General features: G+C 48.9%; 22 protein-coding genes. 10 read left to right on the plus strand and 12 right to left on the minus strand.

Annotated features, from left to right (window positions below):
• Positions 1–189: 189 nt before the first annotated feature.
• The 6 genes from AC1DLM_RS12425 to AC1DLM_RS12450 all read right to left on the minus strand — a co-directional run bounded on the left by AC1DLM_RS12425 (position 190) and on the right by AC1DLM_RS12450 (position 5,389).
• Positions 190–1,317: a hypothetical protein gene (locus AC1DLM_RS12425; protein WP_477570089.1), complete on the minus strand. Its 1,128-nt coding sequence runs from the start codon at positions 1,315–1,317 to the stop codon at positions 190–192.
• 3 nt (positions 1,318–1,320) lie between these two features.
• Entirely contained in the window at positions 1,321–1,875 is a 555-nt protein-coding gene (locus AC1DLM_RS12430; protein ID WP_477570090.1) for a hypothetical protein, read from the minus strand.
• Positions 1,876–2,303: 428 nt separating this feature from the next.
• A complete protein-coding gene (locus AC1DLM_RS12435) occupies positions 2,304–2,858 on the minus strand; it encodes a GyrI-like domain-containing protein (RefSeq protein ID WP_477570091.1) in 555 nt (184 codons plus the stop codon).
• 64 nt (positions 2,859–2,922) lie between these two features.
• Positions 2,923–3,876 carry a helix-turn-helix transcriptional regulator gene (locus AC1DLM_RS12440; protein ID WP_477570092.1) on the minus strand — a complete coding sequence of 318 codons (954 nt, stop codon included), beginning with the start codon at positions 3,874–3,876 and terminating at the stop codon, positions 2,923–2,925.
• Positions 3,877–4,047: 171 nt separating this feature from the next.
• Positions 4,048–4,887: a sulfurtransferase gene (locus tag AC1DLM_RS12445; protein WP_477570093.1), complete on the minus strand. Its 840-nt coding sequence runs from the start codon at positions 4,885–4,887 to the stop codon at positions 4,048–4,050.
• A gap of 28 nt (positions 4,888–4,915) precedes the next feature.
• On the minus strand, positions 4,916–5,389 hold the full coding sequence (locus tag AC1DLM_RS12450; RefSeq protein ID WP_056622098.1) for a GNAT family N-acetyltransferase: 474 nt from the start codon (positions 5,387–5,389) through the stop codon (positions 4,916–4,918).
• A gap of 174 nt (positions 5,390–5,563) precedes the next feature.
• Here AC1DLM_RS12450 and AC1DLM_RS12455 point away from each other — a divergent pair, with 174 nt between their 5' ends.
• On the plus strand, positions 5,564–6,121 hold the full coding sequence (locus AC1DLM_RS12455) for a GNAT family N-acetyltransferase (RefSeq protein WP_477570094.1): 558 nt from the start codon (positions 5,564–5,566) through the stop codon (positions 6,119–6,121).
• On the opposite strand, the gene AC1DLM_RS12460 is transcribed toward AC1DLM_RS12455, so the two are convergent.
• From AC1DLM_RS12460 to AC1DLM_RS12470, 3 genes are all read right to left on the minus strand, one after another.
• Positions 6,110–6,415: a 4a-hydroxytetrahydrobiopterin dehydratase gene (locus tag AC1DLM_RS12460; protein ID WP_477570095.1), complete on the minus strand. Its 306-nt coding sequence runs from the start codon at positions 6,413–6,415 to the stop codon at positions 6,110–6,112. The genes AC1DLM_RS12455 and AC1DLM_RS12460 overlap by 12 nt on opposite strands.
• Before the next feature lie 377 nt (positions 6,416–6,792).
• Complete coding sequence (recQ, locus tag AC1DLM_RS12465) at positions 6,793–8,604, minus strand: DNA helicase RecQ (RefSeq protein WP_477570096.1); 1,812 nt, start codon at positions 8,602–8,604, stop codon at positions 6,793–6,795.
• A gap of 39 nt (positions 8,605–8,643) precedes the next feature.
• On the minus strand, positions 8,644–8,937 hold the full coding sequence (locus tag AC1DLM_RS12470; protein WP_171638187.1) for a hypothetical protein: 294 nt from the start codon (positions 8,935–8,937) through the stop codon (positions 8,644–8,646).
• A gap of 194 nt (positions 8,938–9,131) precedes the next feature.
• On the opposite strand from AC1DLM_RS12470, the gene AC1DLM_RS12475 reads away from it, so the two are divergent.
• Together AC1DLM_RS12475 and AC1DLM_RS12480 are read left to right on the plus strand one after the other, a co-directional pair.
• Positions 9,132–10,730 carry an SWIM zinc finger family protein gene (locus tag AC1DLM_RS12475; protein WP_477570097.1) on the plus strand — a complete coding sequence of 533 codons (1,599 nt, stop codon included), beginning with the start codon at positions 9,132–9,134 and terminating at the stop codon, positions 10,728–10,730.
• Complete coding sequence (locus tag AC1DLM_RS12480; protein WP_477570098.1) at positions 10,718–13,594, plus strand: DEAD/DEAH box helicase; 2,877 nt, start codon at positions 10,718–10,720, stop codon at positions 13,592–13,594. Before AC1DLM_RS12475 ends, AC1DLM_RS12480 begins: the two co-directional genes overlap by 13 nt.
• A gap of 637 nt (positions 13,595–14,231) precedes the next feature.
• Here AC1DLM_RS12480 and AC1DLM_RS12485 read toward each other — a convergent pair.
• A complete protein-coding gene (locus AC1DLM_RS12485) occupies positions 14,232–15,413 on the minus strand; it encodes an EAL domain-containing protein (protein WP_477570099.1) in 1,182 nt (393 codons plus the stop codon).
• 209 nt (positions 15,414–15,622) lie between these two features.
• Between AC1DLM_RS12485 and AC1DLM_RS12490 the strand changes: the two genes are divergently transcribed.
• The 3 genes from AC1DLM_RS12490 (at position 15,623) to pyrH (ending at position 20,886) form a co-directional block, all read left to right on the plus strand.
• On the plus strand, positions 15,623–18,511 hold the full coding sequence (locus AC1DLM_RS12490; protein ID WP_477570100.1) for an ATP-binding protein: 2,889 nt from the start codon (positions 15,623–15,625) through the stop codon (positions 18,509–18,511).
• A 144-nt stretch (positions 18,512–18,655) separates the two neighbouring features.
• On the plus strand, positions 18,656–19,981 hold the full coding sequence (locus AC1DLM_RS12495) for an MFS transporter (protein ID WP_477570101.1): 1,326 nt from the start codon (positions 18,656–18,658) through the stop codon (positions 19,979–19,981).
• A gap of 164 nt (positions 19,982–20,145) precedes the next feature.
• Positions 20,146–20,886 (plus strand): UMP kinase, encoded by a 741-nt coding sequence (gene pyrH, locus AC1DLM_RS12500; RefSeq protein WP_441989663.1) that lies wholly within the window; start codon positions 20,146–20,148, stop codon positions 20,884–20,886.
• A 335-nt stretch (positions 20,887–21,221) separates the two neighbouring features.
• On the opposite strand, the gene AC1DLM_RS12505 is transcribed toward pyrH, so the two are convergent.
• Positions 21,222–22,103: a GNAT family N-acetyltransferase gene (locus AC1DLM_RS12505; protein ID WP_477570102.1), complete on the minus strand. Its 882-nt coding sequence runs from the start codon at positions 22,101–22,103 to the stop codon at positions 21,222–21,224.
• A 166-nt stretch (positions 22,104–22,269) separates the two neighbouring features.
• On the opposite strand from AC1DLM_RS12505, the gene sigY reads away from it, so the two are divergent.
• The 4 genes from sigY to AC1DLM_RS12525 all read left to right on the plus strand — a co-directional run bounded on the left by sigY (position 22,270) and on the right by AC1DLM_RS12525 (position 24,780).
• Positions 22,270–22,806: an RNA polymerase sigma factor SigY gene (gene sigY / locus AC1DLM_RS12510; protein ID WP_477570103.1), complete on the plus strand. Its 537-nt coding sequence runs from the start codon at positions 22,270–22,272 to the stop codon at positions 22,804–22,806.
• The gene (locus tag AC1DLM_RS12515) at positions 22,807–23,211 is read left to right on the plus strand and encodes a YxlC family protein (RefSeq protein WP_477570104.1); all 405 of its coding nucleotides are present in this window, start codon (positions 22,807–22,809) and stop codon (positions 23,209–23,211) included.
• Complete coding sequence (locus AC1DLM_RS12520; protein WP_477570105.1) at positions 23,198–23,410, plus strand: sigmaY antisigma factor component; 213 nt, start codon at positions 23,198–23,200, stop codon at positions 23,408–23,410. The genes AC1DLM_RS12515 and AC1DLM_RS12520 overlap by 14 nt, the downstream gene beginning before the upstream one ends.
• A 164-nt stretch (positions 23,411–23,574) precedes the next feature.
• A complete protein-coding gene (locus AC1DLM_RS12525; RefSeq protein ID WP_477570106.1) occupies positions 23,575–24,780 on the plus strand; it encodes an MFS transporter in 1,206 nt (401 codons plus the stop codon).
• Between the two features lie 508 nt (positions 24,781–25,288).
• Here AC1DLM_RS12525 and AC1DLM_RS12530 read toward each other — a convergent pair.
• A complete protein-coding gene (locus AC1DLM_RS12530) occupies positions 25,289–26,146 on the minus strand; it encodes a DUF6597 domain-containing transcriptional factor (protein WP_477570107.1) in 858 nt (285 codons plus the stop codon).
• Positions 26,147–26,228 lie beyond the last annotated feature (82 nt).

The raw sequence follows: 26,228 nt of genomic DNA on the forward strand, positions 1-26,228 counted from the left end.
ACTTTTGCTCAAGAACGTGACAGGTGGAACGAGCGTCTTCATGAAGGAATTAAGCGTCAACGCTTTAGAAGAAACCCTATCCAATACCTCAAAGATATTGAATCGAGGGCTTGTGCGTTAATTGGTCAGTCGTAGAAAAAAAAAAAAAAAAAAGCTCTCTCTCACCCTCCGGCGGAAGAACGCTTTTACTTATGAATACAATGTCATCTTCCGTCGACGATGAAGGAAGGATTTGATGCATCTGTACATGTAAAATGCCAGCAGAGACATCTCAAGTCCCCAAATGATATAGATCGACGTATCACTTACTTCAATTTGTAAATAGTCAAAGTCCGCAAACTGTTTTCTGACGAATTGATCCGCCACCATCTGAGCTACATGATCCACGATCGGCGCAAAATCCTTGCCATACCCCTGCTCCGTCATATAATCCTGCACCTCAAGCTTGAGCATATCCACTTCACTCCATGAGAAAGCATGCACCCAATTCATAGAGCCATCCGAAGCCGGGCTAAAACTCACAATGAAATCATTCTTGTTGCCGTTCTTCCATTTATCCTGGAGGGCATAGCCGTATTCTTGCGGCAGATCCATCCCCATATTCACAAAAATCAAATTCACCTGCTTCCACGAATTCGTCTCTCCAGGTTGATCGGGGTCTGGCACTGCTTTGTTGAGCTCGGAATTCCAAGCTTGCAACGCCGCCAACGCTCTGGGCTTGTTCGGCACATCACCCACAATCCGATCGACATGAAGCACCTMCGAGACGTGGCTCGGGTATCCAGGCAGTCCGGGGTAATCCTTTAGATCAATATCGTTATGCTTAAAAAGGCTGTAAGAGCTTCTCACCTTATTCACATACCTGTGTACGGAGGCCGAAGGTGTCCCAAGTGGATAGTATTTGGCCAACTCTGATGTCGAGTTGGGGGAGCGATTGGTGAAAGTAGTTCTTCCGTCCATGGATTCATTGACCTCAAACCATCCGTTGTCCGAGGTTTTAATCTTGTTTATTTCCTTATGGTGCTCGAAATGCCCAGGCCTTTGGGTACACCTCTTGCGCCCATTGTCATCAGTCGAGCATTCTTCCTTACCCGGGATCCACTCGTCCCACTCTTCGATGTGCTCTAAGTCCGTTACACGCCCAGACCAGACCTCCGTATCCACTGTCCGTAGATAGAAATCACCGGCTACCACACTTGCGAATAGGATTACGGCGAGTAGCGATATTAGTACGTACCGCCACCATTTACGGGCCGTCACAAGTTCGATGGCAAAACCAACAATCATTACGAGAAATAACGCTGTCCAATACGCCATCTGCTACCTCAGCTTCACTTCGTTATCTTTGCCTGTCTGATACGCATCACTCGTGCGGTCTGAGGTAATAATGAATTTCTCCGCGTCCATCGTTTCGAAATGGAAAATCGCATTCATCAGCACATGCTTCCGAATATGCGTATTATACTCACGGACTTGATCGGCAATTTTCTTCTGATTCCGGTCGAATTCGGTTCGCGCCGAAGATACTTCATTTTGCAGCTTCGTATACAACGTACTGCTCATCTGCGGGTTCTGCTCTTGGATCGTTTGGAAAAGAGCTTGTGTATTCGTGTAACGACCCGCGATGAGGTCGGTATATACCTTTTTGATATCATCAGCTTGCATGTCGGTGACTTGCGCCATCTCTTTGAATCGTTTCCACATGTTATCGTAGTTCGACTTATTCGCGACGTGCTGCGACTTGATCTTCTCATCTAGTGCAATCGCCGTCCCCCGTTGTCCCCATACAACTGCTGCTGTAATGATCGCAATTAACACCATTATGCCAATGAAACCAAGACAACCCACCACGAGAATCCCACTCTTGTTCCTCATCTATAAGCCCCTCTGCCTAATTATTCCATCTAATTCTCTTATTCTAGCATATTGGGGCGACAAAATAGATCAAAATCTTACAAAAATTGTCGTGCGTTGAGAGAGCTCTGGCAGAAGCTTCGTGGTAAAAGAAAGAGCTGTAGCAGTCTGCCAAACGGCAATCTACTACAGCTACGAATCCGCGTCGCATAAGGGTATGCCTGGACATTAAATAACCGCAAAATACGTGCCATTATCATATGCCCTGCATTGGAAGTTGCTTTCTGGTATGGTAAGTGAGAGAAATGTTTTCAATCGAACTCATATTGATCCTCCCTTTCCTTATAATTATAAAGCCTCCAAATCCAAGCTTATGTTGGTTTGGAGGCTTTGTCGTTGCAAGCTGGAATATCTGTTCGCATCATATTTTTTCTGATGACGGTAACAGGCTATTGACGTAAAGCGATATAAATTTCAGCTTGCCCGTCATTCGGATTGATATTCTGTCCATAATACTCAAAATCGCCTGTGAACGCTCGATCATTGCCGAATTGTCGCGACCATTGCCAAATATCGCCCCAAGCTCGCTGCACCATCTCTATAATCGGTCCCCGCTCTGTAACGAATACGGCGTATTTCGCAGCAGGAACTGTGAACGTCGAAACAGATTCTGGATATTGATCCTGCAATTCTTCCCGAACGTTTACGCCAACCATTACTTCATACCTTCCGGCATCGCCCTGTTCGTAGTTGAAATAACAGCTATAATGACCATGTTGCTTAACATACGCGGCCAATTGTCCGCCAATATCGTGTAAGTAGTATTGTTCAAATAGCTTGCCGATTTTGCCTTTATCGCTGAATTCGGCTTCATTTGTTGTGATAGCGCTAATTCCGGCTAGCGTGAAAGAGGGAAGTTCCTCTATACGTGCAGGCTCAATTGGTTTGCGGGTAGCCGAATCTACCGACAGCGAGTGTTTCAATTCAGATTGGTCTTGTTTCATTACTAATCATTCTCCTTTAATTGGAATGAGTTTAGTATAAAACAACAAACCTGACATCTTTCTGTCAGGTTGATTTATCTCTGCTATATATTTTCGCAACTTGCTCTGCACGACTAGCAATAATATCCCGCAGATGGGGTGGCTCAAGTACCTCCGCGTGGTGACCCAAGCCGAGAATGAATCTATACAACCAATCATCTTCCGGGTATGCCTTCCTTACTAGCCAACTGCCATCTTCATCTGGCACAGGCCCTTCGATGCCAAACCACTCCTCCGCCAAATGACGAGAGTCAGCATGGAAACGCAAGACGATCTCTGTCACCTGGGACGGCTCGCATGGGTTTTGGCCTGTGTCACGTTCCTGCATCGGAAGCTCTCGGCGAATGAAAATGCTTCCTGGAACTATCTCTAGCTCCTTCATTCTCATTAGCTTGAACAGCCGAAACTGCTCTTTCTCCAGGCAGTAGGCTTGCAGGTACCATTGTCTCCCTTTTAGGATGAGCATATACGGCTCTACCGTACGGTATGATATTTCACCTTCGGCATTGGAATAGGTAAATCTAGTAATCAGACACTTATCCACGGCTTCCTTTAATAGCTGAAGTTTCGGTCGCAGCCTTTCATTGCCGTCCCAAGGCGAGTAGTCAATCAACACGCTGTTCGTCTTATGTTGGAAATCTTCGGAGTATGCGGGCGGGACAACGCTATGGATTTTCTCTAATAACCGCAGTTGTTGCTCGTTGCCGTATGAGGTTGAGATGCTGCGGAGGGCTGTAACGATGTCTGCAAGCTCATTGTTGGTAAGTACATTATGATCCAAGCGGTAACCTTCCATCAGTCCAATGCCACCATTGTTTCCCTGATAGGTGACGATGGGGATGCCAGCCCCATTAATTACTTCAATATCTCGATATATCGTTCGTATGGACACCTCGAACCGCTCCGCGAGTTCCTTGGCTTGCACCACACGGCGGTTCAGAAGCAGAATAGTTATGGATAAGAGCCTTTCCAGCTTCACAGTATGTCCCCCATCACAAAGAATATGCAAGCAGTTTGTTTCCATCGTATTGTCTCATAGGAATATACGCCTGTGAATGATTATCTACGCGCATGACCCCCGAAGCATCGCAAAAAGGCGTACAGTGATATCACACTGTACGCCAATCTTCCGTCCCGCGCGGTCTTTTCGTTATTCCTCTTTACCTGTCGCAATCGGGTTATCTGCCCACGAAATCCAGTCGCTCCAGCTTCCGCTGTAGAGCTTCACATTGTCAAAGCCCGCTTCGCTAAGCCCCAGAACGTTCGGGCACGCCGTCACGCCCGAACCGCAGTAGACGATGATTTCATCAGCGTCACGCAGCGCGGCGAAGTGCTGCTCTTGCTCCGCAGCTGACAACCAAGCACCGTTCTCGCCGAGAACGCCTTTCCAGAAGAAGCTGCGCGCGCCCGGGATGTGGCCAGCCACCGCATCGATCGGCTCTTCCAACCCGAGGTAGCGGCGCTCCTCGCGCGAATCCACCAGCACGGTGCCTGGGCGACCGAGCTTGTCTTTCACTTCATCCATGCTCGCCAGCATGGAGCGGTGCACCTTCGGTGAGAAGGTCCGCGGGAATACCGCTGGCACTTCAGCCGTGACCGGGTACCCCGCGGATTTCCACGTGGTGTACCCTTGATCCAATACGTATACCTCGGAGTGGCCGAGGAATTTCAGCATCCACCACAAGCGCGATGCCATAGCTCCGCCTTGATCGTCGTAAGCAACGACGGTCTTCGTGCCGTCAATGCCGAGACTGCCGACGAGGATCGAGAATGCACCAAGATCCGGAAGCGGATGTCGTCCGCCGTGCGCCATAATGGCACCGGAAAGGTCCTTCTCCAAATCGACATACACCGCACCCTCAATATGATCCTGCTCATACTGTTCACGGCCTGATTCAGGCTTACCAAGTGCAAAACGACAATCCGCGATGACGATATTCGCATCCCCCAATTGCCCAAGCAACCACGACTGACTTACGATATTTTCCACGGTTTCTGCCACCTTCCCCTACCTACAGTTAATCTCCCATCCCACTTGTGGGATTAGCGGAGTACGATTGCCAATTGCTTCGATCTCCACCCATTTTATCGTAAAAAGCTTGCGCGCGTAAGTTATCTGGTGCCGTTGTCCAGGTTAAATTTGCATAACCGTGTCTGGCCGAGTACCCTTTGCAGGCAGCGAAAAGCTTTGCCGCCGCACCCTGTCCACGCTCAGCTTCAACAACGTACAAATCGTTCATCACCGCAATTTTGGAGGCGCGCAGCGTGCTGAATGTGAAGTATAACGTCGCAAAGCCGACTAACGCCCCCTCCTCCGTTTCAGCAACAAATTGAATGCCAATTTTCTGTTCGAGCAATTCATGAATCAAAGCGTTCAGCTTCTCATCCTCCGGTTGTCGGTACTGATAGAAATCCACAATATAAGCGAGCATTAAAGTTTTGAGCTGGGGGATATCGGACATGACAGCTTCACGAATGGTCACTTGTGTCATCACGGGTGCCCTCCTTATTGTTATTGATATAATGAAAATGGGCGCTTCAGCATTGAATGTTAAAAAATTGCGGAACGTCGTTCCGTATCTTTCAGACGTCGGCTAGAATAAGGGGATTTGTTAGTCTAAAATAGAACAATGGCCAAATACTGCTTATAGAAAGGTTGCCACAATATGCCTGAACCTATTACCTTAACTTTACCTTGGCGCGTGGTCCCGCTAACGGCATCGGATTGTCAGGAACTGTGCACGTGGAGCTATCCGGCTCCCTACGACATTTACAACTGGCCAACCTGGGCCACAATGCTCGACAACCAATCCGAATTCGCTGATCCCCCAATAAGGGATGAACAATATCGCGGTGTGGTGGATATAAACGGTACGCTAACCGGATTCGTACAGTATTTCCCGATCGTTGGCGTTACCCGGCTAGGCCTAGGGCTTCGGCCTGATCTATGCGGCAGCGGTGGTGCTAATGTCGGCGGAATCCGTGGCACAATCGGTGGGGGACTTGGCACGCAATTCGTTCAACTCCTTGTGGCCGAAGCCCAACAAAGAGCCCCCGAACAAGAAATCGACCTCGAGGTACTCGTCTGGAACGAGCGAGCTATTCGCACCTACCAGCGTGCTGGCTTCACGATCACGGATACATATGAGAAGTGGACGCCAATCGGTACGGCTGACTTCCACTGTATGGTCTACACAGGTCCGACTATCCTCTTAGCGCGTTAACTCCACAAACGCCTGATCAAACTTCGCAGCGGTAGAGAAATCCAGCTCAGTCAAACCGCCAGCACTCCACGAGGTCAGGCGCAGCGTCACCATTTTATAATCAATAGCGATCATGGGATGGTGGTTAACTGCTTCCGAGATGCGAGCTACCTCGTTAACGAAGTCGATTCCCTGTAAGAAAGCCTTGAACCGATACTTGCGCACGATCCACTTGCTCTCCTCAGCCTCAAGGCTCCACGTTCCCAACATGGACAACCGCTCATCCAGAGTTACTMTCTCTAGCTTCACCTTCACMAACTCCTCGATACTTCTACCGCCAGCTTATCTATTATTAAATATGGCAACCCAAAAATAGCCTTATGAAAACACCTTATTCGCTAGTATAGATGAGAATTCAGGATAATAACGTTATCCCATAGCCTTATTTTGATATTAACAGTGTATGCCGCTCGTTTTGATCGAAATTGCGCTATTTCATCATGCTATTTTCTCATAGAATCTGTATGTGGAACAAATAGCGTTATGGCAGACCCTTATTTGGAATTGTATGTGACCGCACCTTTGTAAGGGGAGACAGCCGGCTCTGAAATCGACGCCTATTGCTGAAGCCCATTCTGGGTTAGCAATCGGGTCGATGCACCTTCTCGTGAGGATGATCGTGTCCCACTCCCTCACTCGTAATCATAGGCAACTACACCCATATCACTTTCTCCCGCATACGTCCGAAGCAACTCCAAGAACGGCTTCCCGTAGTTGCGGTATTTCACCTCACCGACCCCTTTGATGCGCAGCATCGCGGCTTCCGTAGTCGGACAGCTCTCACTCATCTCACGCAGCGTACTGTCGGCGAAAATAATATAAGGCGGCACCTTCTCGCGCGCAGCCATTTCACGACGCAGCAATCGCAGCTGCTCGAACAACGTATTGTCCATCGCGGCGACAGCGCGTACGGGTTGCTTGCGCACCTTTTGATTCACGGTCAGCTTGCCCTGAAGCACTTCGGCAGCAGGCTGCATCAAACGAACAACCGGGTATTGACCATCGGACAGTTGCAAGAAACCTTCCGAAATCAGCACATTGATCAATTCAGCGATCTCTTTTTCGGGCAAATTGCTCATAATCCCATGAGTCGGCAAGCGATCAAATCGATAGTCCATGATCTTTTTCGCCTTGGAACCCTTCAAAACCGAAGCGACCATCGAAATCCCGAAGCGCTCGTTCATACGGCGGATGCAGGAGAAAATCTTCTGCGCCTCGACCGTAATGTCGACGGTATCGCGATCGTCCTTGCAGGAACTGCAGTTCCCGCAGGTGTCTTTAATATTTTGCTCATCAAAATAATGTAAAATAGCGTTCCGCAAACAGCGCGGCGAATAGCAGTAGTCGATCATCGTTTGGAGCTTCTTATACTCGTTCGCTTTGCGCTMAGGCGAGAGCTGGTTCTGCTCGATCAAGAACTTCTGCGTCATAATATCCTGCGCACTGAACAGCAGAATACACTCGCTTGGCTCACCATCACGCCCCGCACGGCCGGCTTCCTGGTAATAAGCTTCCATATTTTTCGGCATATTGTAGTGAATTACGTACCGGACGTTGGATTTATCAATCCCCATCCCGAAAGCGTTCGTCGCGATCATCACGCGAATATCATCGTAGAGAAACGCCTCCTGCATGTAGGAGCGCTCATCATCAGACATGCCAGCATGATACTTGCCTGCGGCGAAGCCTTTTTTGCGCAACGTCTCGTACAAATCCTCAACATCCTTACGCGTCGCAGCGTAGATAATGCCGGGCTGATGCGTATGTTCCTTCACATAGTTCTGTATGTAATCCCGCTTCTTCTCTCCGCGAAGAATGGTTAGCTCCAAATTGTCACGCGAAAAGCCATTGATGAAAATCCCTGCGGCATCCAGATCCAACAAACGCGCTATGTCGGCTGTGACCTCAGCAGTAGCCGTTGCGGTGAAAGCAGCCACAATCGGCCGATTCGGCAGCTGACGAATGAACGGAGCAATCGAGACGTAACTCGGACGGAAATCATGTCCCCACTGCGAGACACAGTGTGCCTCATCAATCGCAACCAAAGGCAGATTCAACGCCGCCATCCTGGCACGAAATCGCTCTGATTCTAGACGCTCAGGTGCAATATAAAGCAACTTATATTTGCCCTGCATAGCCCCCTGCATGCGCTGTTCCACTTCTCTAGCTTCCAACGTACTATTAATGAACGTGGCAGGAACACCAAGAGCGCCAAGCGCATCCACCTGATCCTTCATCAAAGAGATAAGAGGGGAAATGACTAACGTCACTCCCTCCATCAGCAGGGCTGGCACTTGATAGCAGATCGATTTCCCGCCGCCTGTCGGCATAATTCCTAGCGTATCTTTCCCTTCGAGAAGGTTCGTAATAATATTTTTCTGGCCTTCCCGGAACTCCGGATACCCGTAAACCTGTTGTAGAACCTTTCTTGCGCCATCCAACATAGCTTCTTTACACCTTTCTATCGTACAGTTCTGCCTGTTTTAAACCAAATAAATGACCGAAACCAGCTTCTCGCCATCATGCACCTTGAGCACGTGATTCCCCGCATCATGCTTAACTGATCCTGCGCCAACCTGCATCACCGGTGAACTGCCTAGTCCGTAGAATATATCATCAGCCAGCGTACGCAGGCATTCTTCCTGTTCACTTTCGTCCAGCTCCTGCCAGTCTTCTGCATTCATCTCCAGCAGCTCATAGAAACCATTCACCATTTCGATCCCACGTACAAAATCAGTAACAATGTCCTTATATTCACGACCAAATTTAATACCCACTCGCGCAGTCTCCCTTCAAGAAGCATTTCATCTAGCTTCACTTTATCATATTCTAGGTAAGAATGCAGGGTTAACCCCTTTCGGCACGGATTAAAAATATCACCTTTGGCATAAACTGTGGAAATGGGCAATTTCGGAAAAAATCTGTTACTATGGAAGAAGGAATGCGCCGCTCGGAGGGTAGGAACGATCACATGTTGAAACTTCAAATTCCCAAAAATCGAATGAACTACCTCATCAAGCAAATCCCGCTGCACTTTGACGCCATCCGTCTGGAGCAAGGCTGGGAGTATTATCATAAAGGCCGCGTGACCGAGGTTGATCTCAAAGGGCTTAGTGTTCTAGCCACCGTCACAAGCAAACAAGTCCATAAGGTAGAAGTTCATTTAGAAAATTTCGCTGCAAGTACCTGCACTTGTTCTTTCGATGGCTTCTGTCAGCATATCGGTGCTACGTTTTTCAACCTATACGCCGCTTATGGTCGTGCAGAGCTTGTCCTACAGCAGCTAAAACAGCAAATCCATACACGGAAGAAACCAGCCCGAAGTGCTGCAGCTTCCGTTATACAAGAACGCAAAGCGGCCGCACAGGCGAACGTGCCCTTGGAAGAGAGTATGCCGAGTGATTGGCATCGTTTTTTTGAAGGCAAGTTTCACGGCTTCTCCATTTCGCATCAACATTCCATAGAAACCTTCTATGAGTCCGCCTTGGAGTCGTTGCCGCCTTATGCAGCCAATTGGCGCGATACGACGCGTGCACTCTATATGTTCCACATTGTACTGTTCATGATGCGGAAGATCGAACAGTTTTATCAAGAAACGAAAAGCTCTTACCTAAGCTACTACCATGAAAATGGGTGCAAAATTTCCGCCAAAAACTGTGAAGATAAGCTTGTCGAATTCGTCGACCGCATAGATGTGAACCGCTCTTTCCTGGCGGAGCCTAAGATATGGTTATCCACGATGAAAATGGTCGGAGAATCCGCCCTGCAAGGCAAGGACAGTCCCGTTGATTGGCTGTTCGTATATCGTTTCATCTGGTGGAAGCTGACCGATCAACCTAGCGCGCAGAAAGAGGAAGTAACACGTCTCGACGGTCTTTTGGCCAAGAAGGAACTGCTTCCGAAGAAAAAGGATTCGTTGCTTGCGGCTAGGGCTCACTTTGATATTATGCAGGGGCATACCGAGCAAGCCTTCGAACGTCTTGGGCAATTGGCTCACCCGCATGCGAAGGATTTCTTCCTTTATTTAAATAAATTCGCGAGCGATGGACAGTGGGATCACATGCTGGTCTGGTTGCGCTGGCTGTTCCCTTCGATAACGAATGCGAATCATGATGATTTCCGCACGTTCTGCCAATATTGGCTAGATACGACGAAGCATCTGGCAAACGATAGCGAATGGGTACAGGTGATGGAGTCCTTACTCCCACGTTCCTACTACTATTACACCGCGTATTTGCTGCAAACGAAACGGTACCGTCAATGGGTCGATTTGCAACTGGCGAATCGGATTTCCCCCTTGAACTTATACGGGATGGAGCTTAAAGCGATCGAAGAGCACGACTCCGCGCTGCTCCTTCCGCTCTATCATCAAGCAGCCGAACGGGCTGTTCTGGAGAAAAATAGGGCTTCTTACAAGACGGCAGTCCGCCTGCTCAAGAAGCTGCATAGCATCTATAAACACATCGGCCAGGATGACCGCTGGGAGCACTATATTTACCGCTTAGCGGATAAGTTCTCGCGTTTGCGTGCTTTCCAAGAAGAGCTCAAGAAAGGAAAATGGATTCGATGATCGAAACCAGCGCGCTGACCGTTCACGTTAGTTCCTTACCTAACGGGTCATTATTTCTATGGGGTTCCCGTGAAAACGGCGGTATTTGGGATGCACTTGATTTAAAACATATGCTATTCGCCTGGCATCGCGCCTCCTTCTTCGGCACCTTCATGGAACCGAGTGAATGGCAGAATCGGGAAGGCATTGAACTGCTGCCGCTTGAAGCGCTCGATTATTTCAGCGAACCGCAGCCTGTTCAGCACTTACAATTGAAGTGGCATGCTTCTTCCGCTGATGTCATTGCACTGGCTCCTGCTATTCGCGAGTCGCTTGCGACTGGCCGCTTCATGCCGGACTACGAGAAATGGAAGTCCGGCGAAATCGGCTGGAAGCTGCAGCTGCCGGAAGAGCTGCAATTGCTAGAGACGCCAGCGATATCACGCTGGATTCATGCCCTGATCCCGGAATGGGTTGATGCCGACGGGATCATGAAAGACAATTTACGCAAGCTCGAAGCAGCGTATCCATTAATGCGGCGCGGCGACGTCAACGCAGAGGTGTGGCTGGACGAGGAGGACTGGCTCGTCAGCATTGGCTGGCGTCAGGACCGGACGCCGATGCGCACGTGCCTGCAGCTCGTCGAGCCGGACCTCGCGCACGGCGCAGGCTGGCAGCTGCGCGTGCTGCTGCAGGACCGGCTGGCGCCGGAGGTGCTGCGCACCGTGACGACCGTCGGCGAGCCGGTCGCAGGGGAACAGCCACTGCCGGAGGCGTGGCTGCCTGAGATTGCCCGTGTCGAGCGCGACACGGCGAAGTGGGTGCGCATCCTGCCGTGGCTGGATGCAGGTGAGGGCGTCCTCCGTCAGACGGTGACGGAGGAAGAGGCTTGGCGCTTCCTCGCAGAGGGAAGCGTGAGGCTTGTTGAGGCAGGAACGAGCGTGTTCCTGCCGGCGTGGTGGGATCGCATCCGCAAGATGCGGCCGAAGCTGCGCGCGAAGATCAAGTCGTCCGTCGGTTCTGGACGGGAGACGATGTTCGGACTGACCCAGCTGATGCAGTTCGACTGGAAGCTGGCTGTTGGGGATTTGGAGCTGACGGAAGAGGAATTCCGTCAATTGCTCGAGGAGAAGCGCAAGCTGATCCAGATTCGCGGCAACTGGATTCAGCTCGACCCTAAATTCATGGCGCAGGTCGAGCAGATTATGAAGCAAGTGCACAAGAAGCAGGGGCTGTCGTTCCGCGATGTGCTGGAGCTGCATTTTGCCGGTGACGCAGGCGGCTTGCTGCCTGCCGAGGATGATCCAGATGCGATGCGCTACCTCGACATGGAGGTCGAGCTGAACGAACAGCTGCGCCACATGATCGAACAGCTGACGCAGACCTCGGCGATTCCGACGATTGAGCCGCCGCCTAGCTTCCATGGCTCCCTTCGCCACTACCAAGTGGACGGTATCTCCTGGCTGTTGTTCTTACGTAGATTCGGCCTTGGCGGCTGCTTAGCCGATGACATGGGTCTCGGGAAAACGATCCAGTGGATCACGTACTTGCTCACAGTCAAAGAGACCGAGCAGCCAGATACACCATCGTTACTCGTTTGTCCGACCTCCGTGCTAGGCAACTGGCAGATGGAGCTGAAACGATTTGCGCCCTCGTTGCGTGTCCATCTACACTATGGACCACAACGGTTAAAAGGTCCGGCTTTTGCAGAGAAAATCGTTGGCAAATACGATCTTGTCTTAACGTCTTACACGCTTTCCCATTTGGATGAGAGTGAGCTGGGCGCTATTGCTTGGAACTCGATCTGTTTGGACGAAGCTCAAAATATCAAGAACGCTTATACCAAGCAAGCTACGGCGATTCGCCGCTTGAATGGGTTCCATCGCATTGCCTTGACGGGAACGCCGATCGAGAATCGTCTGACCGAGCTATGGTCGATCTTCGACTTCGCGAATCCTGGCTACCTCGGCACCGTGCGCGAGTTCACGACTCGCTATGTGAATGCCATCGAGAAGACGCGCGATGAGGCGACAATCGGCAAAGTCCAGAAGCTGATCCGCCCGTTCTTACTACGGCGTGAGAAGAAGGATCCGGCGATCCAGCTGGATCTGCCAGAGAAGAACGAGTCCAAAACGTTCATCTCGCTCACAGCAGAGCAAGGCTCGTTGTACGAGAATTACATCCAGGATATGTTCGATCGCCTGGATAAGCTTTCTGCGATGGAGCGGCGTGGCCTCATCCTCGCTGCGTTGACGAAGCTCAAGCAGGTGTGTAACCACCCTGCTTTGCTGCTCAAGGAAGGGCTCGGCGCCCCGTGGAGCGGACGCTCGAACAAGCTGGAGCGCTTGCTCGAGATGGTGCAGGAGCTGCGTCAAGAGGGCGACAAATGCTTGATCTTCACGCAATTTGTCGAGACCGGCAACCTGCTGCAGCATGTGCTTCAGCAGGAGCTCGGCGAAAAAGTGCTGTTCCTGCACGGCGGAACATCCAAGAATGGGCGCGATGAAATGATCGCGCACTTTCAAGACAACGATGACCTGCCGGTCGACGAGCAGCGAAATGTGTTTATTCTTTCGCTGAAGGCCGGCGGCATCGGGCTCAACCTGACGGCGGCGAATCATGTGTTCCACTACGATCGCTGGTGGAACCCCGCCGTCGAGAATCAGGCGACGGATCGCGCCTTCCGGATCGGCCAGACGCGTCACGTGCAGGTGCACAAGTTCGTGACGCTTGGCACGCTGGAGGAGCGCATCGACGAGATGATCGAGCGCAAGCTCGGCCTTAGCCAGCAGATCGTGGGCTCCGGCGAGAACTGGATCACCGAGCTGTCGACCGACGAGCTGCGCGATTTGTTCTCGCTCCGCCGCGAGTGGGTTGAGGCGTAGTAGCTAAAAGAGGTAGCCTGAGATGTAGTTCATCTTGGCTACCTCTTTTTTGAGTTTAGAACCATGCTCATTTCGAGTTATAGATAACGTTATGCTATCATCCTATACCTTGGAAAAATTTGAAATATAGCCGAATAACGTTATGGCATAACGCTATTTATGCGAGTAGCTTTTGGGGACACACCTTGGCCCTCATACTTAAGCACAAAAGAGGTTATCCCAAGCTTCACCTGGGATAACCTCTTTTGTGCTCCATGCGTATCCGTCGTTCCATCCTACTCTATCTCTCTAGCAACCTACTACACGATCTCAGCTACTCTCCTTACACGTCCTCCCACTACGCCCACCCTTCACTATTTCCCTTCCATCCTCCACACTACCCCATCCACCAACAAGCTAATCCAAGGAGTTAACTGTATAAACTCCAGCTATTTTCATTCAATTCTCTTAATTAACTCATTTAACTGTAAAACCTACATCTAATCTGCCCGATTCCGATGAACCACTTACCCCAAATTAACTGGAGATTTTCCATATAAACGTTTTATTACAGCTTAAACGATATAATTAGCTGTACCTTTTCCATCTATTCGCGAAATGTGGAGCGGTATTTGATTATTGGTTATTTCCCCCTCCATCAAATCAATAAGTCCAAAAACAAATAATAACCCTCTCCCATCGCACACGAGTAAGTCTGAATCTGTCGTGAGGTGTCCAAGTCGGTATAGGCTTGGGAGAGAATGCCTTGCTTTTGCAAATTCATCATCAGAATGTTAGAGATGAAATAAGGCCGCCACGTCCAATTCGCTTGACGGTAGCTCTCGTCTTTGCCCCACCCGTCTTCGGAACGCGTGTAGTTAGAGGAAATCTGATAGCCATCGCCCTGGCAAATATACATACGGATGCAATTGTCCGTAACGTTACCGATGGTTTGCTCAATTACCGCATCAGCCTCCTCCGCAGTCGAGAAGTGAACGGAGGCGTTGATTAACGCATCCAGCCTTTGATGTACACTCAGCAGGTGATGATATCGCCCAAATTCATCCTGTCCGAACGATTTAATTTCCTCTTCCAGCATAGCTTTGTAGGCATCTGGACGCTGCAGGTCTGGCTCTGCTTTTGAGAACAAAAAGCCTTGCACATATCTAGCCCCAACCTGCAAGGCACTGCGCAGCTCCTGCTTCGTTTCGACGCCTTCAACGAGTAGGGAAGCTCCAATTTGAGCAGATACAATGGAGAATGACTGCATAACTGCCTTATACCCATCGTGGACGATACTCTTTTTCAAAATATTCAAGTCAATCTTCAAGATTTTCGGCTGCAAGCTCGCAATTCGGTCGAAGTTACTAAAGCCGCTTCCGACATCATCAATGGCGATCGTACATCCGAATTCACGATATAATTCAACAATCCACGTCAGCTCCTGGAGCTTGCCCGTAAATTCCTCCTCGGTGATTTCAATGACGATCCGTGAAGGATTAATCCTGTATTTTTTTAACAATTCAATCGTTGGTAAGATGCCTGTTCGCTTGTAAGTTCTATAAATCCAAGAGGGCTTTAGGTTAATAAACAGTTCACTCTCGTCCGATGCAGCAACTATTCGTTCAATGGCCTGCTCTCTTAAATGACGATCAATCATAAGCTGCATGTCCTCGGAAATATCAGGGTCTTTAAAAAAGGGACCTAAGCTCTCCACACCACTCTCGCGAACCCATCTACCTAGTGTTTCATACCCTATTATTCGTTGACTCTGCAAAGAGATAATCGGTTGAAAATAAGGACGTACTTCATGACGCGGCGGAATCTTGATGTTTTTCACCTGCACAGTGCGCCTCCCTCTTGGAAATTTTTATGTCATATGACTTAACATCCACATCGTTATTGACTCATATTTTAAACGACATCTCCCTTTTCTGCAATCTATGATGGAAGAAAACATGACATAAACGATTTTTAGAGGAATTTGTTGACGTTTGTCGAATTTCTAGGTGATCTTTTACTCTATTAGAAGTTAGGTGACCGATTGGAATGAAGACTTTCACGAGATCGCGGATCTCCATGCTATATGTTATTTTAATAGTCGTTTTACTAGCTTTCGTCAGTGTATCCAACTATATGGCTTCTCGAAATATGGAGAGGGAAAACAATGCGATCGTGAATCAGGCACTTCCGATTCTGACGACGGCCAATAGTTTATTGGCCAGCTTAATCAATCAGGAGACGGGTCTCCGCGGTTACCAACTAGGTGGTGGAAATGAACAGTTTCTTGAGTCTTATACCACGGGAAGAGAACAGGTCGCCATGGATTTAAGCACGCTTTCGACCTACGAGAAGCAATATCCAACCMTACAACTCATTATTGATACACAGGCGATACCAGCCATTACCAATTTGCAAAAGTACTATGATACGACTTTAGAATTATTCCGTGCAGGTAAAATTGAAGAAGCGAAAGCCCGTGTTACTGGCGGCAAAACGCTAATGGATCGCTATCGTGTCATTCATACGAGTATCGAAAAAAATATTGGGCAGATTACGTCTTCAGCTTATGAGGCTTCTCAGCAAGCAGGTCAAACCTCCCGTTTGATCACCATTGTCGGCTTCCTGATCGCTCTTCTTGCAGGAGCTATGTCCATCATCATCTCCTTACGCTCCTACCAAGCGGAGAAGGAACTGCGCAAGAGCGAGGAAACTTACCGCTATATGGCGGAGAGTCTGGAATCCCAGAACGAGGAAATTATTGCCCAGCAAGAGGAGCAGCAGATTACGTTGGCTAAGTTGTCTGAGCGCGAACGAGATTTGGAACTCATCTCCTCGTACCAAGAGAAGCTCACTGGTTATGTGAAGTTAACTGATTTCTTGAAACATACGCTGCCTGCCTTATTAAATTCGCTTGCGCAGGATGCGGCCTTAGTTGTCCTCGAGAATCGATTAGAGAACGGGGCGAGTTCCTACGAGGTTATTCATTCTATCGGGTATCCCAAGGGACACGTTCAAGCTTCACGCAGCGAGCTCTTCGGCCCAGCCAGACGTGTATTCGAAGAGGGCGTTTCGATCACACATACCCGTGATGTGACAGGCAATGAGCAAGGTGTCCATAACGGTATGACACGAGCTATCGATCATTACATTCCGCTCACGGATGACAAACAAGAAGTCATTGGTTTTCTCTTACTGACGAGTTACCAATGCTCGCAATATCAAGAAGATAATCAACGACTAACCAAAGGTTTAGTTCGTCAATTCGGACTAGCGTTCTATGCACAGGTAGTCAATGATGAGAAACTGCAGCAAGCAGAAAGCTTAGCCTTACTGAACGATCAACTCACGGCAGAGAAATTGCTATTAGAAGGTCAGCATGACCTTATTCAAAATATTCTAGAATCCGCCCACGAGGGTATGATGATGTGTGATTCAGAGGGTACGATTCTCTTTGCCAATCATCGGATGAATCAATATTTCGGGATAAATGAACGGATCGGCCAGAACCTTGTTAGCTGCAGCTATGAGATTGGGGCCAAATCGCCTAGTTTTCATGGGGTAGCAGCTTCCATCGAGGCCTTGATAGATCGTTCGCTTTCTCATTTGACGCAGCGCTTCAGTTTCCAGCAGGACGAACAGCTCCAACACGCGGAGCTCTACGCTACCGTTGTGAGCGAAGGCACCGAGCAGCAGGGCTACCTCTTCGTTTTCCGTGACCGTACAGAAGAAGAGCGCGTGGATGAAATGAAGAATGAATTCATCTCCATTGTTTCACATGAGCTGCGGACTCCGCTGGCCAGTGTGCTTGGATTTATAGAAATTTTACTGCATCGCGACCTTCCGCAAGAGAAGCAGAAACGTTACATGGAAACCATTCATAACGAAGCTCAGCGCCTGTCGAATTTAATCAATGACTTCTTAGATCTACAACGGATGGAGTCCGGTCGTCAGTCGTACAACTTCGCACCGATTCATTTGCAGTCTCTCGTCACCGAAATCGCAGAGCAATGGCAGGATAAGCAGCTGCATCAGATCGTCATTCATCAGCAAGAACCTGAGTTGTGGGTACGGGCAGATGTGGACCGTATTCGCCAAGTCTTTGATAACCTAATTAGCAATGCTATTAAATACTCACCGGCAGCGGATCATATCGACATTCACTTGTTGACACATGAGGGTAAAGTTACCATTGCTATTCAAGATTACGGTCTCGGTATACCATCGGAAGCGAATGAGCATATGTTTTCGAAGTTTTTCCGAGTCGACAACTCCGACCGCCGTCAAATAGGCGGCACTGGCCTCGGACTCGCCATTGTAAAAGAAATTGTCGAGGGCCATGGCGGGCACATCTCCTATACGTCCGAGATGGGACACGGCACCACGTTCCGGATTGAACTCGATCAATATGAAATTTCCGGCTTAGACGGGAAAATCGTTATTTTCGAAGATGATGATAACTTGGCCAAATTAATTCAAGTCGCTTTAAATAAGCTAAGTCTACCTTCCATCCAACTGCGTTCCGCTGAGGAAGGCATGATCGCATTGCGTCGCTGTGAGGGTGAAGGTCCTGTTCTGTTCATCGTAGACATCCATCTAGAAGGCGAGAAAACGGGCTGGGACTTCATCGCAGACTTGTACAAGCATCCTGTGCATGCACAAACGCCGGTCATTGTTTCAACAGCGCTCGATCCGCCTCATGATTATCATGAGAAAGAGATTGAGAAATATCTCAAAAAGCCGTTCACAATGGAACGACTTGTACAGGTGGCGAAACGCCTGCTCGACAATAAAAGCAGCCTAGCCTACGTTTTCCCAGCTCAAAACAAAGAAACCCTCTCCACCACCTTAGAACGCAACGGCATTAACGTGCTCAAAATGCAAGAGAATCAGGACATGATCGAGGTTGATCTCATTAGACCTCCATCGGACAAGTAACCTTTTATTGATCTCTCCTACAGAACTCTCCTACCTACTTAGGTGGGGGAGATTTTATTATTATTGTGAAGAAAAGGGATTTCCCTACAGAATCGCCAATATAATAGAAAAATAGAGGTAAGTGAAGAGAAAGGGTGTGCCCGAATGGCAAAGCTTGAACCCGCTTCCAAACCATTGCAAGGCCGCAGTGTTTGGGCGTTATTTTTCTCCCTGCCTATTTTCGCATGGGCGATGTACGATTTTGCAAATACCATTTTTTCTTCCAATATCGTAACTGTGTTCTACCCTTTTTATTTAAAAGAAACCTTAGGCAGCAGCGAGGAAATGAACCAGATTGCAAGTACGTTCATCACGTACTCCAATGCGTTATCTAGCTTCTTCTTAGTGCTCCTATCTCCCTTATTCGGTGTTTGGATCGATCGCACGGGCAAAAAGAAAGCCTATCTCGTCCCCTTCACACTGATCGCGATCATCGCAACATTTTTGATGGGGGCATCGGCCGTATGGGATACAAATAAAGAATGGCTCGGCCTCAATACATCCATCCTTGGTGTTATTTTATTTTTCATGGTCGCCAAATTTTTCTATAACTCCAGCTTAGTGTTCTACGACTCCATGATCTCTGATCTGGGCAATGAACGCGAGATTCCTTTGATCTCCGGATTTGGTGTAGCCGTCGGTTATGTAGGTACACTCGTGGGGCTTATTGCTTTCTTGTTCGTTCACGATAATCACTTCGAGAGTACATTCATCCCAAGTGCGGTCATGTTCCTCATCTTTTCACTGCCGATCATGTTCTTGTATAAAGAGAAGCGGCAAAAGCCAGTGGCTAGCAATAAGTCGCTGCTTAGCGGTTATCGCGAGATTTGGACGACGTTCAAGGAAGCTCGAAAGTACCAAGCAGCTTTCACGTTCATGATCGCCTACTTCTTCTTCAACGATGCCATTGCTACAGCGATTGCCGTTATGGCCATTTATGCGAATACCGTCATGGGCTTCTCGACAGGGCAGTTCATTCTACTTTATCTTGTATCCACGGTGTCTAGCGTGATCGGGTCCTTCCTATTCGGTTATGTGACACGCAGTATTGGACCTAAGAAAGCCGTAACCATTGTCGCTATCATCCTCATTGTGGCCATCTCCCTCGCTTCCTTAGCAACAAGCCAAAGCATCTTCTGGGTAGCAGGCAGCTTGTATGGTGTTTCAATGGGTGCGATGTGGGTGACCTCTCGTACATTGATCGTGCAGCTAACACCGGAAGAAAAACGCGGTCAATTTTTCGGCCTATTCGCCTTCTCAGGGAAGGTGTCCTCCATTGTCGGACCTCTACTCTATGGCTCCATCACATGGGCTATGGCCTCTACTGGCAACTTAGCGAGTCGAGTCGCACTTGGCTCCTTACTGGTCCTAGTCATCATTGGACTTATCGTCCACATGCGCGTTCCGCAAAAATTGCAAAATCCCGCTTAATTCATATACAATTACATCTAACATGAGGAAGCAGACACAGCAAACACTAGAGCATTTGAGGCTTTAGTGTTTTTTTGTAAGCATCCGTTGATTGCCGMACTATACTTCCTAGTCAGACACAAACTATCGTACAGGCGTTMTCATCAGAAAGAGGGGATATGGTAATGGCTTTACGGTACAAGCGAGTCCTCATTAAACTTAGTGGCGGTGCTGTCGCAGGTGACAACTCCTTCGGATTTGACCCTACACAGCTGGATCATATTGCCAATGAAATTATGACCGTCGTGAATTTAGGCGTTGAAGTGTGTCTTGTAATTGGTGGAGGTAATATTTTCCGCGGCAATATGGGCGAAAGCTGGGGCATCGAGAAAGCGGAGGCTGATAATATCGGCACACTCGCAACAGTCATCAACAGTTTGATGCTGCGCGGCGTGTTGAAAGCGAAGACGGAGGCCGAGGTACGTGTTATGACAGCCATACCGATCGCATCTGTGGCGGAGCCTTTCATTCGTTTACGAGCCATTCATCACTTGGAAAAAGGGTACATCGTCATTTTCGCCGGCGGAAATGGGCAGCCTTTCGTTACGACGGATTATCCGTCTGTACAGCGGGCGATCGAAGTCAATTGCGATGCCATTCTCGTGGCCAAACAAGGCGTGGACGGTGTCTTCGACAAAGATCCGAAGCAACATCAGGAGGCGCTCCAGTACAAATCCCTCCATTACAACGATGTGATTCAGCACAATTTGAAGGTGATGGATCAATCTGCCTTTATTCTAGCGCGGGACTACCATGTACCGATTCATGTGTTCAATTTCGACAAGCCTGGCTCGATGAAGGACATCTGTGCGGGGCTGAATACGGGTACTATTATTAGTGCGTCATCTGAACTCATTTATCATTAATAGATAGGTGTATAAACTACAGCTAATTTTGCTACTTTTCTCGCGTAGGATAAAATAACTGGATTTCCTCCAGTTAACTTGAGCCTATTTCGCTGAAATGGCTGATATTGGGGATTTTAACTGTACATTTTCCAGCTAATCGTCCAAATCGAGCTAAATTGGCGAAAATAGATGGAGGTTTTCCAGTTAGGCTCGGCTGGGTGGCGAAAGAGGGCAAGCTGGTGGTTGGCGATGTGGGGCCATAGCACTCTCTGTTCTCATGGCGGGAATGAACTTAACCCCCTTGAAATCGCAAAAAAAGGATAGACAGCAGAATCTGCTGTACTATCCTTTTTTTAAGCGCGGAGGAGCACGTAATAGTCATTCGCGTTTTTCGTTGCAAATCCACAGGATTCATAGAGCCCGAGCGCTTTCTCATTCTCTACGGACACTTCCAGCTTGATATGCTCCGCTTGATCTTGCTCTTTCAGCGCTGTAATCGTTTGACTCAAAATCTGACGACCATACCCCTTGCCCCTGATCCCAGGCAGCACGCAAAAACCATAAATAAATCCACTAACGCCCGGCTCCACCATCGCACCCAGCTTTCCAATCGGCTCTTTGTTCTTACCTAGCTCCGCAATCCACGTCCGTTCCTTGTCACCCGTAATGGTTTGCATCACATACTCACGTGTGTCAGCTTCCGTCATGTCGAAGCCTGACATATTCAGCTTAACTAACAATTCCGTATCGGAACGATCTGCCAAGCGAATGCTCAACTCTGTTTGCGTGGAGGCGGGTGGGATTACCTGCTCTCTCAGCTCCATCACATACTCTGAAAAAGAGTACGCCGCGCCCAGCTTGCTCAAAAAAGCTTTTCCGCTTTCCGAGCCACGCTCATTGATGAAAATAAGCTTAGGAACCTCTCTTTGGCTGCACACTTCCATGGCCCTTTGAACAAGTTGGTTGAAAATCCCTCGGCGCCGCGCCTCTGGATGCACCATGCCGCTGATTTCCACCTCGGTAGATAAGAAGCTGTAAATGGCAAGGAAACCGACAATCCGGTCATTTACATAATATACAAAATCATTCGTCACACCAGCAGGACGGCTGGATAAAGTGCCCCAGTTTAATTTAATGTCAATACCTTCATGCTTATTACATAGCTCCCATAGCGCTCGAACTTCCTCCAACTCATCAGGAGATAGTCCCGCTCTTGCATATATGCCTTGTTTCATATGTTGTCCTCCATTAGTCATCTCATTCACATGGACTTACCTGCTGTCATTATACATGTCTGAGCGCTACCGTGGTAAGCTAATAAATCATTCTACATATTTTTTCGTGAGGCTGTGAACGGTTTGTAGTAGCTGTTCGTACTATCTATGATACCAGGCAGAGAGGGTGTTCAATCACTTGGAAGAGAATGAATTCATTCGTCAAGCCATGCTAGGCGACACCGCCGCTCTGTCTCAGCTTCTGCAGCAGCATTATGCATTTGTGTATAAATATTTGGTCAAAATCACGCTGAATCCCTCTCTAGCTGAGGACCTTACGCAAGAAACGATGGCCCGATGTATCGAAAAAATAAAGCTCTACAACGGGACTTCGAAGTTCTCGTCCTGGTTAATCACCATCGCCACTCGGTTGATGATCGATCAGAGCAGACGCCGCCTTTGGGAGCGCAAGTGGCAGGAGAAAGGGCAGCTGCAATCCTTACGCCAATTGCAATGGCAGACCGCACATCACACGGATGACGCTTGGCCGGAGGTGTTAGATGCCTTAGCTGATATGCCGCGTGAGAGCCGCATTCCGCTCATTCTCAAGCATTACTACGGATACACCTACGAAGAAATTGGCGGCATGCTCGGCATCGCGGAGGGCACCGTGAAATCTCGGGTGCACCATGCATTAAAACAACTACGGAAGGAGCTGATGTAGATGGATGATGAGTTGCACAAGCGGCAGCGGCAAGAACCGCTAGAGGGTGGAGAGCCGGAGCGAAGAGGGCGCGGCGAGGGACAGACAAGCGAGGAGCTTGCCGATGAAATGACCTCTCGCCAGCTGCGCGAGGGGCTGGATCTGCTCGAGGCTGCAGTCCACGTGCCAACGCCGAGCGCCGTTTGGTTCGATCAGCAAATTGCCGCGGCGCAAAGTAAGCGGAAATCCAGACTGCTGCGCGATCTAGTGATCCTATGGATCAGCGCGATGCTTTTGTTTTATGTGTATTATCTCACGGTAACGGCTAAGCCGGTTGCCTTCCTCTCCATCCAAGCAGCGGCCATATTGGTTCCGTTAGCTTGGCTAATCCTAAGAAAGCAGGTGGATTCTCATGACACCAACTGAATCCAAATTCGATCAACTGCCCCTTTGGGCATGGATCGGTATCGCATTGATTTTACTCGTACAAAGCACATGGCTGTACATTGATTCCCTCAGGCGTGGCGCTCGCCACCCTTGGTTCTGGGGCATTTGGGGCATTATTCAGGCCCCGGTTCCCACGATTGTTTATCTGTTCGCGGTGCGTAAAATTCATCGAAAATGAATGATGTACTACCTTTACGGTTGCCCTCAAGGGCAGCCGTTTTTATTTCCCATTCAAAAATCCATATTGACTTCCTTCGGTCGAGTGAGCTATGATTTGGTTGTTATTTTACTAACTTAGTAAATTAGTAATTTAGTAATTATTAATCGAAAGGACTGAAACCTTTGTTAACCAATCGTTATGTTCGTACCATTATCCTGTCCCGCGTGCTCTTGCAGCTCGGTATTTGGATCCGTAATTTCGCTATCCTCCTCTATATCTCGGACATTACCCATAATAATCCGCAGTATGTATCCTTGATTTCCGTTGTAGAGACAGCGCCTATTTTCATCTTCGCCTTCATTGGCGGCACGTTCGCGGATCGTTGGCGTCCGAAGCTGACCATGGTTTGGTGTGATTTCATATCCGCCATTACCGTATTCATCGTGCTGCTTGCTGTACTCTCTGGTTCTTGGTACGCGTTGCTGGTGGGGACGTTTATTTCCGCGAGTTTATCGCAGTTCTCTCAACCCTCTGCCATGAAGCTCTACAAAAAGAATGTACCCGCGGAAGGGCTCCAAAGTGTCATGGCTATGTCTCAATCCCTCGTAGCTATCTTCATGGTCTTGGGACCTGCCGTCGGTACATTCATCTATCTGAAATATGGCATTGAGGCTTCGCTCATCCTCACAGGTGTGATGTTCTTGGGTTCATCGCTTGTCCTTACTTCCCTCCCGAAAGACGACAGAGAAGAAGTCTCCGCGGGGAGCAGTAGCTTCTTAAAAGAGCTAACGGCCGGTCTGCGGTATGTGCAAACCAACCGTGCGCTACGAACGCTGAGCCTCACTTTCGGTGTCACTGGATTAGCCGCCGGTTTAATTCAACCACTCGCGATATTCATTGCTATTGAGAAATTAGGACTAAGTAAACAGTCCCTCCAATGGTTTATGATGGCCAATGGGGCCGCCATGCTTATCGGGGGAGCTGCCATTATGGGTGTTGCGAAGAAGGTCAAACCTCAGATTTTGCTCGCGATTGGTTTACTAGTAAGTGCCATCTGCACGATTGGCGTTGGAGCCTCCACACTCATATCGTTGACGCTGATCCTGCAGATCATAAGTGGATTGTTCTATCCATGCATCCAGGTCGGTATTCAAACCCTGATTATGCGGAACACTGAGGGACCGTTCATGGGGCGAGTTGGCGGAGCGATTACGCCGATTTTCATGGGGATGATGCTGATAGGAATGGCTTTATCCGGTTATTTGAAGGATTCAACATCCTTGTTGACGGTGTATGCTTTGAGCGGCTGTTTGCTGTTCGTGGGAGTCGTGTTGCTTGGCCCGCTTCTTCGGAAAAAGCAACAAAGCACAAAGCAACAGACTATGTAGGAAGCGATGGAGCGACTAGGTTGGCTAGGTGCGACTAAGGTAGGTGCCTAGTGCATGTCAGTTGTTAGAGCTAGATGTATTGGGGGAGTGTAGCGGTTGTGCTAAGTAGCAGGGGTATGGTGAGGAGCTTAGAGTGGCAGGGTAGCTACTTGGAGGTCGGGCGAGTAACGGTTGTTTTAAGTAGAGTAGCTTGGGTGGCGTATTGCATGGATTGCTGTTACTTGACTCTTCCACGTTTACCAGTTCTGTAGCTTTAGATGGATTTCATACAGTTATTTTCCCCGAAAAGGGCTCGTTTATTGAAATAACTGGATTTCCTCCCGCTAATTCGCCCCACTTAGGGAATGCTGGCAAAAATCCCGCCAATTAGATGGGGGTTTTCCAGTTAGTGGATTCGGTGCGCCAAGGATCTAAACTCGCAGCAGCGAAATCGCGAAGTGGCGGTGTGGGGAGTGCAGCGAATGCCTGGATGGCCCCTCCTAGCACTCTCCCACCACCACGCCTTCCATCACTTTGCCCGCTTCCCTAACACATACTCCTCCGGCGTCTGTCCCAGGATCGACTTGAAATCCTTAATAAAATGAGACTGATCGTGATAACCGAGATCCATCGAAAGCTTAGCCCAGTTGTGCGTGTCGTTTCCGTCAGTGGTTTCTGCTGCGTTTTGGATGCGGGCGATTTTGATAACCCACTTCGGACTGACACCGACGTATTGATCGAAGAGGCGCTGCAGCGTACGGATGTTCATCTGAAAATGTTCGCATATCGCATCAACCTTGGTAATGTCGGGTTGCCCGTACACATGATCCACGATCTGATTAACTAGTAGGACCTGCTCATCCTGCGCAGGAAGCTTGGAACGAATCATGTTTTCAACCAGACTAATGTTCCGCCCATCGTCACGATGGCTAAACACCTGAGCTTCCAAAGAACGCGGGTCGGTGTCAAAAACATCCCTAATACTCAGCGGATTGTCTAACATACTAGATACGTTTTCTTGGACAAAAGGGTAAAAGCCACCAGGCTTAAATTTCACGCCGAACACACTCCCCTGACCTTCCAGGTGATGTCCATATTTCTCTTTGCCAGGTCCGAAAATTGCCGTGCGCTCTGGCTCCACGACAAGGTTCACGCAAGGATTTGGGATAACATGCTGTGTGTAGGGGGCTTTGCCCACGAGGTCCCATCTGACAACCCAGTAATGCCGAACGAAAAAGGCTACATCCTCAGCCGGTGCATACCGACAAAGCTGAAATTTGTGCCCACCTTGCTGAAAATTGATKATACCCAGACTAGGCAAAGAGGGGCTTGTAGTTGGAGTCTCTTTCATCCCTAGATTCGTACTTGGATTCAGATTCGTAGTCATATCGAACACTCCTTGTCGCGTTTTTACAATACATGGGAATACTTGCTGCATTATGATAGGTAGGATCACAGAAGCGAAGGAG

It is taken from the genome of Paenibacillus sp. 01T442, assembly GCF_056398345.1.